The following is a 15289-nucleotide window of genomic DNA, read 5'->3' on the forward strand; positions in this document are numbered from 1 at the left end:
GGTGGCAGTAAACCCGCATGTCGCTATGACGGCACTGCTGCACAGGCTGGCCATGGATTGCTTCATGCCGCATTCCAGCAAGGGATGCCTCGAAGCCCAGGTCCGGGAGGTTCATCTGCCCGCACAGGCCGAGGATCTGCGCGACAGCGCGTCGGCCAAGGCTATCGCTGACCGCCACGAACGCTGGGGCGATCATGTCCCGGCAGACGATGCCGCCCTCTGGGATTGGCTGACCGATCTGGACGATGGGTCGCGCATGGAGTTACTCGCCCATTGCGTCAGCTTCGGTGTCAATGCGCTCTATGAGAAGCCGAACCCTTACAGCGGCACGGGCGTCAGCCAGCACGGGCTGGACATCCGCCTGTCGCAGGCTGACCGGCTGGCCCGTTCGACCGGCCTCGACATGGTGGCCGTGGGCTGGCGGCCGACGGTCGCCAATTATCTCGGCCGCGTGACCAAGCCGCGTATCCTTGAAGCTGTACGTGAAGGGGCCGGAGACCGGGCCGCCGAGTTGATCGGACATCTCAAGAAGGGCGACATGGCCAAGGAAGCCGAACGCCTGCTGGCGGAAACCGGCTGGCTGCCTGAGCCGCTGCGCATGGCGGACGAGGGTATCGAAGTCGACCCGGCATCGGGCACTGCGGCGGAAGCCGACAATCTGCCCGATTTCCTCTCCGGCGATGGCGAGGACGACCCCGCTGATGATGAGGAAGAACAGCATATGGTCGCTGCTGAATAGCACTCATGCGGGGCGGCTTCGGTCGCCCCGTTCTAACCGCTCCGTTTCCGTAACTCGCCCGATCCTCGTGATCGGGCTTTTTCTTTGGAGAGCCGCCATGGCTGCCAGCATCGACGTTGATGAAATATTTGCTCAGGATCGGGAAAACCGTCCGCTGGAGCGTACACTGCCCTGGGAAGAAAGCCGCGACGGCATGACCGTTGTTGTGGAGCCAAAGCCCCATTGGGCCGAAGATATGCGCGTTTTCCGGCTCGATGCCCGTGAATACTGCCGCTATGCCGAATGGACTGCCCATGGCGGCCGTGCGCGCTTCTATGGTCACATCGATACATCGGGCGACGATCTGATGATGAAAGCCCGCGCGATGGTTGCCCGCGAAATTGCCGATGGGCTTTGGAGCTGAAGACCCGATCGCAGGGTCTCTGGCCGTGAGGATGGGATGTCTGCACCGGACGGACCCAATCCGGCTTCACCATGCAATCCGCCATCCCGATCAGGACAAGCGGCAGCCATCTCTGGCCTGAAGGAACACGATCCTGATGCCAGCATGGTGGCAAGGCTGACGCGGCAGAGCATCTGCGACGGGTATCCGGCATCCTGTCAGATGCGAAAAACCACCTCCGCTTCCATTCGCAAACCTTGGTCCGATCCGTCTCTTTGACATTCAACCCCAAAGGGGTCGGCTTACGCGCGCGTGCCGCCCTCGGGGATTCGGGAAAAGTCCGAACGCCCTCGGGTGATTGCAGATCCGGTCAGACACTTCGGGCGCCTGTCGCGCGGGGGATGGTCCCCCGCCTCCCAAAGACAGGAGCCGGAACCCATGTCCTATGCAGATGCCACCGCCTTCGCCGCCAGCCTTGCCGCCACGCTGATGGTTTCGATCGTTGTGTTCCAGGCCGGAGACGGCACCCACGCCGCGTGCCCTGCCGCCGAGTTCGACGGCGACGACGACATGGTGAAGCTGGAGCTGGACCCGTGGGAATAAGGCGCGAAAGCGCCTCATCCCCGACGGCCCGAGCGCGGCAGCCCGCGCTTCGGGCCTTCAGCGCCTCGCGATGGTTCCCATCGCCGGCAGCGGAACCGGGAACGAGCCCGGTCAGAGAGGAAGAGTGCGGGCCGTTCGGCCGTGACGGGTTGAGGGTCGGAGAGAGAGGCTCACCGGCGCCCGTCATGGAGTGATGCCGATGACCTTTGCCCGTTCCGAAACCTTCCGTTCCATCGGCCAGATTCTGGATGCCGATGTTCTGCCCGCGCTTTATCGGTCGCAAAAGCTGCCGCTGCGTATCTCATGCCTTGGCGTGGCCAGTTATGACGCCAGTGACGCGGCGAACGGTTTTGACCGCGTGATCCCGCTTGGCGAATGCCCGTCACCGGAAGAGGCCATCCAGGCCGCAGCCTTGCGCCTGTCGCGCGGTGATATTTGCACGGGGCCGGACAGCTTTCCGTATTTTCAGCCGCGCATCATGCTCATTCAGGACCAAGATCAACGCCTGGTCCTCGCTGGCGAAATCCGCGCCGGCATTATCCTCTGGCAACAGCCTGTCGCCTCCGATGCCGAGGCACGCAGGATCGTGACCGAGGCCAGCCGCCTGCGCGGTATGGCGTTTCGGACATCAGATCCCGAAGCGGCGAGACGGCTGCGTTACCGCGCCGCTGCGCTGGAAGCCCGGTTGGTCGATTCCTTTTGGCGCGAGACCTCGGCCGATCTGCTCCGCCTGCCGCAGGCCGCCTGAGCTTCACCCATTTCATCCCATTCGGCTCGGCCACACGCCGGGCCATGTCATGCCAGGAGACTATCATGGCCGATTATTTCACGCACTTTTCTTGCCTGCTCGATGTAGGCACCCCCGAAAACGCTGCCCGCGCGCTGGATCTCTACAAAGCTCTGGCGGATGACAATGCCGTTGAGGATCCGCCCTCCGATGGCTTCCTGCTCTCCATCCAGCCAGAGCATGGCGGTACGCAACTCTGGATGCGCGATGACGTCACCGGCGATCCTGAGCATGTCATCCAATTCGTCAAACGCTGCGCTGCCGAATTTGGCCTGAGTGGATTGTGGGGTTTCCAGTACGCAAATAGCTGCTCGAAACCGCGCATCGACGGATTTGGTGGTGGGGCGCATGTCCTTGATCTCGCCACCGGCAAGACGGTGGACTGGATCTCTACCGATGGCTGGCTTTCCACCGTGCTGGAGGGAGGCGATCCCCATGCCTGAGATCATCGAAACCACCGTCTATCGCCTCGACGAATTGTCCGAAGCGGCGAAGGACAAGGCCCGTGCCTGGTATCGCGAAGGCGGCTTCGACTATGACTGGTACGATGCCGTCTATGAGGATTTTCAGCGCATCGCCGAGATCCTCGGTTTGAATCTCAAGACCCGCACCGTCCGGTTGATGGGCGGGGGTACACGGCAAGCCCCCTGTATTTGCTTCCGGGGCTTCTGGTCGCAAGGTGATGGCGCCTGTTTCGAGACCTTCTATTCCTACCGGAAAAATGCGCCGCGCCGGATCAGGGAATACGCCCCGCAGGACACCGAACTGCACCGCATCGCCGATACCCTTCAGGCGATCCAGCGCCGAAACTTCTATCAGCTTCGCGCCGATGCCAGCCATCGCGGCCATTATTATCACGAATACTGCATGTCGATCGCGGTCGAGCGCGACAGCCCGACCTGGCAGGACATGACCGCTGATGCCGAGGAGGCGGTCATCGAGGCGCTGCGCGATCTGGCCCGCTGGCTCTACCGCCAGCTTGAGCGCGAGTATGATTATCTGTCCTCGGACGAGGCTGTCGATGCAACCATTGCCGCAAATGAATACACCTTCACCGCAACTGGTCGCCGCTTTGGATGATCCCGAGAATACGCTGACAAGCGCCCCACCGTCCGGTCGGGGCGCTTTTTTTATGCTGCGCTTTGAGAGTCAGAGGCGGGCCGGAAGGGGTTAAGTCCGGGCGGTCGAGAGAGAGCGCTGTTCGGGCCTGTCCTTTCCGCTCTCCTGAGGTTCCAGACATGAACATGGTGTTCCCCGTGACCGACCCGGTCACACCAATGGCGGCTGCGCCCGCCATTCTGGCTGCGGCCAATCTTTTACTCCCCCATCTCGAACGCGGTCAGCGCGTCGATGCCGCCACCTTGCGCGGTGCGATGGAAACGGCCTTCGGCGCGTCCGACGCTACCGGCGCGTGGGACTGGAAGCTGGCCTATGAGGCGTGCGAAGTCTCTACGGTTCTCTTCATGCGCAAATACGGAAAGGCGCTTTTCCGTAAAGCCGTGTCTCCGGCTGCACGGATTTCCGTGCTGGCAAAGATCGCCGGACTATTGCCGACGCAGACCCGCCGCTCCGAGGAAAGCCAGAGCTTCCAGCAGTTTTCGACGCCGATCCCGCTCGGCCTTGCCGCTCTGACAGCCGCCGCGATCACACCCGATGATCGCGTGCTGGAACCATCGGCGGGCACCGGCCTTCTGGCGATACTGGCGCAGACGATCGGCGGCTCGCTGATCCTCAATGAACTCGCCGAGACCCGCGCCGATCTGCTTGCCCAGCTCTTTCCTGCTTTTGCCGTCACCCAGTTCGACGCCGCCCAGATCGACGACCATTTGCCCCCAGATGCCGTCCCGTCCGCGGTGCTGATGAACCCGCCCTTCTCGGTTATGGCCAATGTCAGCGGGCGTGTCGCCGATGCGGCCTACCGCCATGTTGCCTCGGCGCTGGCCCGTCTTGCACCGGGCGGTCGGCTGGTGACGATCACCGGCGCAGGCTTTGGCCCCGAAGCTCCGGCATGGCGGGACGCCTTCATCCGCTTGCAGGCGCGTGGCCGTGTGGTGTTCACCGCCGCCGTCGACGGCGCGGTCTATGCAAAGCACGGCACCACGATCGACACGCGGCTGACCATTATCGACAAACTGCCCGCCGACGATCCGGGCATTTTTCCGGTATCGCTAGGGATCGCGCCCGATGTCGCCACGCTGATCGGCTGGATCGAGGCGCAGGTTCCGCCGCGCCTGCCAGTGTCATTGCCGAAGATCGTGGTTTCCGCTTCGGCCACCGCGCCGAAAACTGTGCGAGGCTATCTGGCCCGCGCGACAGCACCGCGGCCTGCCGCTGCTCCGGCCAACGATCCGGAGGGCGTCGAACTCGTCTATGGGACCGTGGACTGGACGCCACCGGAAGGCGCTCGCCTGTCCGACGCCATCTATGAGGAATATGCGCTGCAATCGCTGCGCATCCCAGACGCACAGCCGCATCCGACCAAGCTGGTGCAATCCGCCGCCATGGCCTCGGTCGCACCGCCCAAACCGTCCTACCAGCCGATGCTGCCGGCCGACATCTGCGCGCGTCTGTCGGACGCCCAGCTCGAAACGGTGATCTATGCCGGTGAAGCCCATGCCGATCATCTCGCCGGCGCATGGACCGTGGATGAGCACTTCGACAAAGTGAGCGCCGCGCCCGAGGATGCTGCCGGATCGATCCGCTTCCGCCGCGGCTTCATGCTCGGTGACGGAACCGGCGCTGGCAAGGGCCGCCAGTCTGCTGCCATCATTCTCGACAACTGGCTGCGCGGTCGGCGCAAGGCGATCTGGATCTCCAAATCCGACAAGCTGATCGAGGACGCGCAGCGCGACTGGTCGGCGCTTGGCATGGAACGGTTGCTTGTCACGCCTCTGTCACGCTTTCCGCAGGGCAAGCCGATCACGCTGTCGGAGGGCATCCTTTTTACCACCTATGCCACGCTACGCTCCGACGACCGGGGCGAGAAGGTTTCGCGCGTCAAGCAGATCGTCGAATGGTTGAGGTCCGATTTCGATGGAGCCATTATATTCGACGAGAGCCATTCCATGCAGAATGCCGGTGGCGGAAAAGGCGAACGCGGCGATGTCGCCGCCTCGCAGCAGGGACGTGCGGGCCTGAGGCTCCAGCACGCGCTGCCCGATGCCCGCGTGGTTTATGTCTCGGCAACCGGGGCCACCACAGTTCACAACCTTGCTTATGCACAGCGCCTCGGTCTCTGGGGCGGTGAGGATTTTCCGTTCCAGACCCGTGCCGAGTTCGTCGAGGCGATCGAAGCCGGTGGCGTTGCGGCCATGGAAGTGCTGGCCCGCGATCTTCGATCCCTCGGCCTCTATACCGCCCGCTCGCTCTCCTATGATGGCGTCGAATATGAACTGATCGAGCATCAGCTCACCGACGAACAGCGGCACATCTACGACTCATATGCTGCCGCCTTCGCCGTCATTCACGGGAATCTGGATGCGGCGATGGAAGCAGCCAACATCACCGGCAGCGAGGGAACGCTGAACCGGCAGGCCAAATCCGCCGCCCGTTCGGCCTTTGAAAGCACCAAGCAGCGCTTCTTCGGCCATCTGCTGACCTCCATGAAAACCCCGACCCTGATCCGGTCCATCGATGCCGATCTGGAAGCGGGCCATGCCGCCGTCATCCAGATCGTCTCGACCGGCGAAGCCCAGATGGAACGCCGGCTGTCCGAAATCCCGACCGAGGAATGGAACGATATTTCCGTCGATGTCACGCCCAGGGAGTATGTCGGCTCGTATTTGCAGCATTCCTTCCCGGTGCAGCTCTATGAGCCGTTTACCGATGGCGAGGGGAACCTCTCGTCACGCCCCGTCTTCCGCGACGGTCAGCCGGTGGAATGCCGCGAAGCCGTAGCCCGGCGCGACGAGATGCTGGAGCAGTTGGGTTCGCTTCCGCCTGTCCCCGGTGCGCTCGACCAGATCGTCCAGCGTTTCGGCACGGATATGGTGGCGGAGGTCACGGGCCGTTCACGCCGGATCGTGCGCAAGGGCGACGGAGCATCGGCACGCCTTGCAGTCGAGAACCGAGCGCCTTCTGCCAACCTTGCCGAGACTTCGGCCTTCATGGATGACCAGAAGCGCATTCTGGTCTTCTCTGATGCCGGTGGCACGGGGCGCAGCTACCACGCCGAACTCTCGGCGAAAAACCAGCGGCTACGCGTGCATTACCTGCTGGACCCGGGCTGGAAGGCGGATGCTGCCATTCAGGGGCTCGGGCGCACCAACCGTACCAATCAGGCGCAGCCGCCGCTGTTCAGACCCATCGCCACGGATGTCAAAGCCGAGAAGCGCTTCCTCTCGACCATCGCTCGCCGCCTCGACACGCTGGGCGCGATCACCCGCGGCCAGCGCCAGACCGGAGGTCAGGGGCTGTTCCGTCCCGAAGACAATCTGGAATCCGCCTATGCCCGCGACGCGCTGCGCCAGCTCTATCTGCTGATTGTGCGCGGCAAGGTCGAGGGATGCTCGCTGGAGCGGTTTGAGTCCGCCACCGGCCTGAAGCTGATGGACAGCAATGGTGTGAAGGACGAACTGCCGCCGATCACCACCTTTCTCAACCGCCTGCTGGCGCTGACCATCGAGTTGCAGGGCATCCTGTTCTCGGGCTTCGAACAGCTTCTGCAGGCGCGGATCGACGGGGCGATTGCATCCGGCACCTATGACATGGGGCTGGAAACGCTGAAGGCCGAAAGCTTCATCGTCACAGACCGGCAGGTGATCCACACCCATCCGGGCACCGGGGCAGAAACCCGGCTGCTGACGCTCACCGAGCGCAAACGCAATCAGCCCGTCACGCTCGATGCCGCCCTGGCGGAACTGGATGATCCGCGTGCCAAACTGCTCATCAACGAGCGATCCGGTCGTGCCGCTGTGCAAATCCCGACCACCAGCGTCATGCTGGATGATGGCGAGATCGAACGGCGCGTTCGTCTGATCCGGCCGATGGAGGCGATCAACATTCCGGTGCGGGCGATGGGCGAGACCCATTGGCTTGAGGCCGACCGTGCCGCCTTCACCGTGGCCTGGAAGGCGGAACTGGCCGAGGTGCCGGAGTTCACCGACAGCATCCTGCATATGGTGACAGGGCTGCTTCTGCCAATCTGGAAGCGTCTGCCGCAAGACTCCTCCCGCGTCTATCGCCTCCAGACTGATGAGGGCGAACGCATCATCGGTCGCCGGGTATCGCCGGCCTGGGCTGCCAATGCTTCGGCCAGTGGTGTCACCAGCAGCTTGACACCCAATGCCGCCTATGCCGCGCTGATCGAAGGTCGCACGATCCTTGATCTCGCCGAGGGGCTGCAACTGCGCCGCGTCCGCGTCATGGGCGCCAACCGGATCGAACTGACCGGCTTTACTGACGCGATGCGCGACCGGCTGCGGGCCTATGGCCTCTTCAGCGAGATCATCTCGTGGAAACTGCGCTTCTTCGTGCCCGTCGATGCAACGGGACCGGAGATCACCGGCAAACTGCTCGACCGCTTCCCGGCCCTGCGCATCGGTGAGCGGGAGGCCGCATAATGGCGCGTCTCAACGCTTCCGAACTGTCGCAGCGTCTCGGCCGACAGGCCGAGGCGGTGTGCCGCCACTATCTGTCGAATGGTCGCAAACAGGGCAATTACTGGCAGGTTGGCGATGTCCGAAACACGGCTGGCCGCTCCATGTTCGTCCGGCTGCACGACAGCGTGAAAGGCATTGCCGGTAAATGGCAGGACTCGGCCACGGGGGAATATGGCGATCTGCTGGACGTGATCCGGGACTCGCTTGGTCTGATCGACTTCGCAGACGTTGCCGAAGAAGCCCGGCGCTTCCTCAGCCTGCCGCATCCTGAACCGCATCCACCATCCCGTCAGTCCCGAACGCCAGCACCATCGGGATCATCCGAGGCCCCACGCCGCCTCTGGCGCATGACACAGCCGCTGATTGGAAGCATCGCAGAAGCGTATTTACGCGGACGCGGCATTACGGATTTACGCCAGACCGCAAATCTGCGTTTCCATCCCAACTGCTACTGGCGGCCCGAGGACAATGGCCCGACCGAAACATGGCCCGCCATGATCGCCGCCGTCACAGACCTCGATGGCAGGATCACCGGTGCGCACCGCACCTGGCTGGCCGCGGACGGTTCCGGCAAGGCACCTGTCGATCCGCCGAGGAAGGCAATGGGCGACCTGCTCGGACATGCGGTTCGTTTCGGTGATGCGCAGGATGCCATGGCAGCGGGGGAAGGTATCGAAACCATCCTGTCGCTGCGTCAGGCTCTGCCCACCATGCCAATGGTTTCCGCACTCTCGGCCGGGCATCTCTCTGCCATCCTGTTCCCGCAGCACCTGCGCAGGCTCTATATCGTCCGCGACAACGATCCGGCAGGTGACAGCGCCCGCGATAGCCTGGTGGACCGGGCGCACGAGGCCGGGATCGAGACCATCACGCTCTCACCCATGATGGGGGATTTCAACGAAGATCTCACAACTCACGGGCTGGATGCCGTTCGGGCAGAGATCCGGGTGCAAATCGCTCCCGAGGACGTCAGCCGCTTCATGGCTTCAATAGAATAGCCGGCACGAGACCGTGATCGGGGCGTACCGATCCTGTCATGCGCATAGGCTGCATCCTTTCATCAGCAGAGGACCGCGCCTTGGCCTTCTGAGAGGGCGATCGGCCCACAAACGCTCCGGTCAGGCAATGGCGGCGCCCGACTGATTTCCGTCGGCGGCGGAGCCGCCTTTACAGCGCGAAACAAATCAGCCGGGCTTTGCCATCAAGGCACTCGCCAGAGGCTCGCGCTGCCAGACCGGAGCGCCCGTGCGCTTTCGTCGCCATGAAGGCCGCGACGGTCGCGGTCCAACTGACGGAAGCATCCCATGTACGCGCACGACGATTTCGAACCCGATCACAGCACGTCCCCGACCGGCCATGCCATCGAGGAACTCGAACTCTACGGCTACCGCCCCTCCGAAGACGAGGCCGATCCCCGGATCACACCCGAAGATCACGTCATCCAGGGCGCAGTCTCCGACATCTTCGACGCCCTGATTTCCACCATGGCCGACACTAGCCTCGATTTCGACCTCGACGAAATCCTCTGGTCCACCGTCAACACCTTCCACCGCGCTGTCGAGCGGATCGAGCACAAACTCGACGATAACGAGCAGGCGCAGAAACGCCTTCAACGCGAACAGGACGGCAGCGAGGTTAAATCCGTCCAGCTCGAAACCCTGATCGGTGCAGGCCAAAGCCTGATCGAACGCCGCGACGGCATGGAGACCTTCCGTGAAACCGCCGCCGACATCTATCTGCGCACTACCGGCACGCCCTGGTCGCAACGCTCCGGCTCACGGGTCAACCATCGCCAGATGACCTCGGCCATGATCGACAGCCGCGACTTCATCGCCGCAAAGCGCCGTGCCGACAACGAGGTGCTGCTGCCCGCAGGACCGAAGATCGCCTTCTCGGGTGGCGACACCACCGATCACCGGACGATCTGGGCCAAGCTCGATCAGGTCCACGCCAAGCACCCGGACATGGTGCTGATGCACGGCGGATCGCCCAAGGGCGCGGAACGCATCGCGGCCACCTGGGCCAATAACCGCAAGGTCGCACAGGTCGCCTTCAAACCCGACTGGGCAAAACATGCCAAGGCAGCACCGTTCAAGCGCAACGACCAGATGCTCGGCATCATGCCGATCGGGGTCATCATCTTCCCCGGCACGGGTATTCAGGACAACCTGGCCGACAAGGCTCGCAAGATGGGCATCCCAGTTTATCGCTTCGGAACCGGCAGCGCGTGAGCGCTGCCGGTTCGGCATAACGCCATTGCGCACTACTGCAAGAGCGCCAGGTCCTCCCAGCGAATCCGGAGATAACGGCCTGAGCGCTTTGGCAATTGCTTGCGGCTGACCATTCGCCCGGAGACCTGGAACTCCGCATTTATTTTGACCACGAGCAACTTGTTGAAATGCCTCGATGTATCCACCATCACTACGTCCTTGGTCTTGAAAGGTGTGATGGTTTTGATTTCGACATGATCGTTTTCGAGCCTGCCGTCCGAACCCTGCGCGTAGGTCTTGTTCAACTTGATGCCGTAGGTGATGGCCCCGAACAATTCGCCGATGTCGCCATACACGGACAAATGCAGGCCAGTCTCCAGATGGTAGCTCTCAGCGAGTGAGATCAGGTCCTCAAAATATGGGATCATTGATCGGATGGCGTTTGGATACTTCGCTCCCCACTCCTTGTGACGAAGCTGCTCATCGATGTCTGACCAGCTTACCCATTCGCCATCGTCGTAAAATGCTCGATCTGACCAATCGATTTCTGCCATAGACTTTAACCCGCAGCCTTCCACCACCCAACAATATAACCACCGTAGAGGTAGAGCCGATACTGGTCTACCAGACGCATCAGCTTTCTTGTTCAAGCGGCAAGTTTACAGAGAGGCTTGACCTTACAAACTATCTCATCTCGCCCGGTGAGAGGAATGCTGCTATTCTGTGGCTGCGCCGTGGTGGTGGTGGAAGGCACAACCGTCCAACCTTTTGCACGGAGACACCACCATGATCGTTCTCGGAATCCTCGTTTCCATCGCAGCCATCGGCACCATGTGCTGGCTGCTGTTCAATCTCGCCGTATTCGCTTTGCCGTTCTTTATTGGCCTGAATGCAGGCACCTTGGCCTATGATACTGGGGCTGGTTGGCTCGGCGGCATCGTCGTTGGTCTTCTCGCCGCCGGTCTAACGCTGGCTGTTGGTCAGGGCCTGCTCATGCTGATCCGCCCGATGTGGGCGCGTCTGCTGATTGCTCTGGCCTTCGTCGCTCCGGCGGGAATGGCCGGATTTTACGCCACGCTCGGTATTGTCAAGCACATGATGCCCTCGGAGATATGGCAACTCATCTTCTCGGTGATCGGAGCGGTTGCGGTGGGCGTGACGGCGTTCCTGCGCGTTACGGGTATGGCGGCAACCGACCACGCGGACGGCGGCTTTGCACGAACCTGAACCGCAATGATCCGTTGATGGCGACCAGACGCGGATGCTGATCGTTTTCCGTCTTCGTCAGGAAAATGGTGACAGACAGCGGCCAATCACCGGATCAACCTGGGGCACAGACGCGGCCCATAGGAGCGCAGGACGGTCGGCACCAGCGCGTGCAGACTGACGGGAACCCGCGGGTGGTGGCATGCCGGTGGAACAGGCCGGAAGCAGAGATGCGCATGATCTGAGACGCATGGTGACAGGAAAGGCCGGTGTTGCCGGTCAGGTCATCCTGATGGAGCCTCAAGGTTGCCACATCTCCGTTCAGCCCCCGTGTCTCGACCGCTCCAAACGGCCTCTTCAATGGCCTGATCTGGCCGAAGACCAGCGCGATGCGCTTCGACCGCCCTAGCGCAACAGCGTCGTCACAACTTTCTTCCCCTGCCGGCAAAGCCGACATTCCGCGCGGAACAAGAAAGTTTCTCCTGTGCTGTCCAGCCCCTTTGGGGTGCGCCAGCGTTCGTCTCCGGCCGGACGATCGCCATAGAGGCCGCAATGGTGCGGGCTCGGAAACGGAAATCGGAGACTTAAAATGGCAACCATCGGCACCTTCAAGAAGACCGGCTCGAACGAATTCACCGGCGAAATCGTCACCCTCAGCGTCCAGGCCAAGGGCGTGCGCATCATCCCCGACCTGCGCGCCACCGGCGAGAACGCCCCCAGCCACCGCGTTCTGGTCGGCCGCGCCGAAATCGGCGCCGCCTGGTCCAAGCGCTCCAACGAGGGCCGCGACTATCTGGGCCTCAAGCTGGACGATCCGAGCTTCAACGCCCCGATCTACGCCAACCTCTTCGATGACGAAGAAGGCGAAACCTTCTCCCTCATCTGGTCCCGCCCTAACGGTCGCCGCGGCGACTAAGGCGCGGCACAAAGGCCCCGACCGCTAGGTCGGGGCCTTTCTCATGCCCTAGGGAAAGCCGTCAGGCCACCGCGCCCTGCCGTGTCTGGCACGGATCAGTCGCTCAGGATCGGAACCATGGTTTTCACATGGGCGTCGATCCGTTCCAGCACGGCCGGGGGGACGGCTTCGCGTTCCGGCAGGGTCCACCATTGCGCATCGATGCGCTTCGCCGTTTCGGCGACGGCTTTGAGGACGGCCGGCTCGGGAAGCCTTGCGCGGTTGGCAAAAATCTTCCAGCGGGCCGGTGTCAGCCCCTTGAAGGCCCGCTCGCCACCGAGTGACAGCGCCAGTCCATCGGCCGGAATATAGGGAACGGTCGAAAGCATATCGTAGATCGGCGCAAGGGCGGGCGTGCCGCCACTGCCCGGATAGATCAGTGACCAGTTCTTGAGGTGCATGTCGCCATTGCCCATGACCACCGAGAAGGTCAGCCGCCGGACAAACTCCAGTGCGGCAAAGGGCGAGATCGCCACGTTCAGCACCGATGCGATGTCGTGAGAGGCGGCCCCGTCATATTTGCGCGCCGGATACAGGCCGAAGACCTGCGCAAAATCCTCGATATGGATGCGTTGTCCATCACTTCCGCGATCAAAGCGTCGGACCAGCAGGACCAGCCCTTCCGCGAGAGTCTCGAACTCTTCGGGGATGCCCTCGAACTGGTCGCGACCGACCAGTTCCCGCTCGGGCACATCCATGCCGATCGCTTCGGCAAGCGCAAGATTCGCGAACTCGTTCTCGGACACCGCCGGAAAGGCGGTGGAGGGGAATTTCGCGATATACTGCCCTTCGCCATCACCAAGCGGCAGGGTCAGCCCACCGCCCTTGCCGGTGTTCTTCATCACAGAGAGCTTCATCTGCACGCCCGCCAGTGAGAAGCGGGCCTTGGGCCGTCCTTGGGGGGGCCCCGTTGCGGCGCCCGGTTGACCGTCACTGGGCAGCACCCGCACCGCCCCCGGCAGATCCGCGCCAAGAGCTGCGAGCAGGTCGAAATCGTTCCCCGGCCGCACATTGCCCGCATGGTGCTTTTCCATCGCCTCGCGCAGCCTGTCTTCGGGCAGCAGGTTGGCAAAGAAGGGCGGTAAGGCGCCGGCGACCGGTCGTGGGTCTTTGCGCAGCCCCCCTGTGGCGGCACGCAGGGACAGGCTCAGAACCGGGTGGCCTCCGGTAGCGCGATACGTCGGGTCAAGGCTGAAGGCGTTGAAGTCGCCCGGCGTCCTGACGATCGTGCCGACCCGCACGCTGTTCAGGAACACGTCCAGCGACGGGATGGTCTCAGCGGTGCGGGCGGCTGTCATCGTCGCTCTCCGGTTGCGGGCTGAAGGCCGGGCGGTCGTCCTCGGTCTCGGGGTGCAAGAGCGCTTCGATGGCGGGCACCATCGTCTGGGGGACCAGCATCATCTCCAGCCCGAGCGCACGGGCAATGTTGATCAATGTCGTGGCGCGCGCTGCCGCCGCACCCGTCTCGATGTCGCGGTAACGCGGCCGCGATATGCCAGAGAGATCCGCCACTTGCTCCTGGGTCAACCCCGCCGCCAGCCGGGCGCGGCGAAAATGGTCGCCGATCACCCCCAGTGTTTCTGCTTCGGCCTTCATGTGATGCCTTTGCGGATCATTTCTGTGATATTGATCTGGAGACGTATCTTATCCTGCCGCGCAGGTCAAGGATATGATCTCCAAACATATCATACAAATACCAATTGGATCGTTTGAGGATCAGTCAGTCGCGGAGCAATGCCGGAAAATTCCAGGCAGAAGTGCTGCCTTCCCGAGCTGTGGCCGGCGAATCGCGCACACTGAGCGGTGTGCTGCGCAAATAGCTTGATGGCTCGCTTCAGCGATTTCATGTGGCGGATTGGACAAGAGCGACTAAAATAGCCGTAGTTCTGGAATGCGCGCCGGTCGCGATGGGAGGTGATCATGCATGATCACCGCTCGACAGTCGCGGGCCGCACGCGCGTTGCTGGGTTGGACGCAGGAGACGCTCGCTGACAAGGCCCGAATATCGCTGACTGCCCTGAAACGCCTTGAGTCCGAGAACCGGCTCGAGGTGTATGAGACAACGCGGGATCAGGTGCGCCGGGCGCTTGAAGCAGCAGGGATTGTTCTCCTGTCCACGGATCGCGGGCAAGGAGTGTTGCTGGTACATGGCCAAGACGAGAAGAGACACCGACAGATCCATGACGTCTGACGGGCGCGGGCGGCATCATCGATCCGCTGCGGCGGCCTGTGCTCTGTGGCGACCCGCGACATGACATCTCCGCTTCCCCCGTTCGACGATATTGCACCTGTTAGCGACGAGCTGACCGAATATGACCGCGCGCATATCAAGCTCTATATGCGACTGCTCGATGCGGCTGATGATGGGGCGGAATGGGCCGAAGTCGTCAATGTGCTGTTCGGAATTGACCCTGTTCGGGAACCTGAACGCGCACGGCAAGTCCATGACAGCCATCTGGCACGGGCGCGCTGGATGACACAGAGCGGCTATCGTCAGCTGCTGAGTCATCCGACAGATCGGACCTGACCTCGCCGCCGTCGCACCAGTGATGCCTTCAGAGCATCACCCCATGTCTTTGTTCTGGCTTCCATCTCGGTAGAGGCGCCGCAATTCTTTCACGCTCCACCTGTGCAGTTTCAACCAGGAGCGGAGCAATGAAGCCGGATACATCCCGCTGTGTCAACGGCGGTCAGATTCCAGGCCACCGGGGCGGAGTAAAAGCAGGCCACTGTTGATGCGGGCCTAACGATATGAAGAGGGCCCCGATCGGGGCCCTCTTCATATCGTTGTCGTCATTGATCAGGTG

General features: G+C 62.4%; 15 protein-coding genes and 1 pseudogene. 13 read left to right on the forward strand and 3 right to left on the reverse strand.

Annotated elements, in window-relative coordinates; translation table 11 throughout:
* The 9 genes and pseudogenes from QMG56_RS22180 to QMG56_RS22220 form a co-directional block, all read left to right on the forward strand.
* A pseudogene (locus QMG56_RS22180) lies at nt 1-739 on the forward strand (DNA-binding protein); the annotation flags it as partial.
* Nucleotides 740-836: 97 nt separating this feature from the next.
* Entirely contained in the window at nt 837-1142 is a 306-nt protein-coding gene (locus QMG56_RS22185; protein WP_009450568.1) for a hypothetical protein, read from the forward strand.
* 417 nt (nt 1143-1559) lie between these two features.
* Nucleotides 1560-1724: a hypothetical protein gene (locus QMG56_RS22190; RefSeq protein WP_009450567.1), complete on the forward strand. Its 165-nt coding sequence runs from the start codon at nt 1560-1562 to the stop codon at nt 1722-1724.
* 199 nt (nt 1725-1923) lie between these two features.
* Nucleotides 1924-2472 (forward strand): hypothetical protein, encoded by a 549-nt coding sequence (locus QMG56_RS22195; RefSeq protein WP_281824992.1) that lies wholly within the window; start codon nt 1924-1926, stop codon nt 2470-2472.
* Nucleotides 2473-2537: 65 nt separating this feature from the next.
* Entirely contained in the window at nt 2538-2954 is a 417-nt protein-coding gene (locus tag QMG56_RS22200; protein ID WP_081725750.1) for a hypothetical protein, read from the forward strand.
* Complete coding sequence (locus QMG56_RS22205) at nt 2947-3591, forward strand: antitoxin of toxin-antitoxin stability system (protein WP_112830902.1); 645 nt, start codon at nt 2947-2949, stop codon at nt 3589-3591. The genes QMG56_RS22200 and QMG56_RS22205 overlap by 8 nt, the downstream gene beginning before the upstream one ends.
* Before the next feature lie 158 nt (nt 3592-3749).
* Entirely contained in the window at nt 3750-8072 is a 4323-nt protein-coding gene (locus tag QMG56_RS22210; protein ID WP_281824996.1) for a strawberry notch family protein, read from the forward strand.
* Complete coding sequence (locus QMG56_RS22215; protein ID WP_281824997.1) at nt 8072-9109, forward strand: toprim domain-containing protein; 1038 nt, start codon at nt 8072-8074, stop codon at nt 9107-9109. The genes QMG56_RS22210 and QMG56_RS22215 overlap by 1 nt, the downstream gene beginning before the upstream one ends.
* Nucleotides 9110-9415: 306 nt before the next feature.
* Nucleotides 9416-10342: a DUF2493 domain-containing protein gene (locus tag QMG56_RS22220; RefSeq protein ID WP_094540694.1), complete on the forward strand. Its 927-nt coding sequence runs from the start codon at nt 9416-9418 to the stop codon at nt 10340-10342.
* Between the two features lie 32 nt (nt 10343-10374).
* Here QMG56_RS22220 and QMG56_RS22225 read toward each other — a convergent pair whose 3' ends face one another.
* Nucleotides 10375-10875: a hypothetical protein gene (locus QMG56_RS22225; protein WP_015740143.1), complete on the reverse strand. Its 501-nt coding sequence runs from the start codon at nt 10873-10875 to the stop codon at nt 10375-10377.
* Between the two features lie 232 nt (nt 10876-11107).
* Here QMG56_RS22225 and QMG56_RS22230 point away from each other — a divergent pair, with 232 nt between their 5' ends.
* Together QMG56_RS22230 and QMG56_RS22235 are read left to right on the forward strand one after the other, a co-directional pair.
* The gene (locus tag QMG56_RS22230; RefSeq protein WP_094540693.1) at nt 11108-11548 is read left to right on the forward strand and encodes a hypothetical protein; all 441 of its coding nucleotides are present in this window, start codon (nt 11108-11110) and stop codon (nt 11546-11548) included.
* 568 nt (nt 11549-12116) lie between these two features.
* Nucleotides 12117-12443, forward strand: coding sequence for a DUF736 domain-containing protein (locus QMG56_RS22235; RefSeq protein WP_024899152.1), 327 nt, complete (start codon nt 12117-12119; stop codon nt 12441-12443).
* Nucleotides 12444-12538: 95 nt separating this feature from the next.
* Here QMG56_RS22235 and QMG56_RS22240 read toward each other — a convergent pair whose 3' ends face one another.
* A complete protein-coding gene (locus QMG56_RS22240; protein ID WP_281825005.1) occupies nt 12539-13780 on the reverse strand; it encodes a type II toxin-antitoxin system HipA family toxin in 1242 nt (413 codons plus the stop codon).
* A complete protein-coding gene (locus QMG56_RS22245; protein ID WP_281825007.1) occupies nt 13758-14078 on the reverse strand; it encodes a helix-turn-helix domain-containing protein in 321 nt (106 codons plus the stop codon). The genes QMG56_RS22240 and QMG56_RS22245 overlap by 23 nt, the downstream gene beginning before the upstream one ends.
* A 328-nt stretch (nt 14079-14406) precedes the next feature.
* Here QMG56_RS22245 and QMG56_RS22250 point away from each other — a divergent pair, with 328 nt between their 5' ends.
* Both QMG56_RS22250 and QMG56_RS22255 read left to right on the forward strand, forming a co-directional pair.
* Nucleotides 14407-14673, forward strand: a complete 267-nt coding sequence (locus QMG56_RS22250; RefSeq protein WP_281825009.1) for a helix-turn-helix transcriptional regulator — start codon at nt 14407-14409, stop codon at nt 14671-14673.
* A gap of 60 nt (nt 14674-14733) precedes the next feature.
* The gene (locus QMG56_RS22255) at nt 14734-15009 is read left to right on the forward strand and encodes a DNA -binding domain-containing protein (protein WP_113944551.1); all 276 of its coding nucleotides are present in this window, start codon (nt 14734-14736) and stop codon (nt 15007-15009) included.
* Nucleotides 15010-15289: the final 280 nt, after the last annotated feature.

Origin of the sequence: Sphingobium sp. BS19 (genome assembly GCF_027925545.1) — a bacterium.
In the GTDB taxonomy this organism is placed as follows: domain Bacteria; phylum Pseudomonadota; class Alphaproteobacteria; order Sphingomonadales; family Sphingomonadaceae; genus Sphingobium.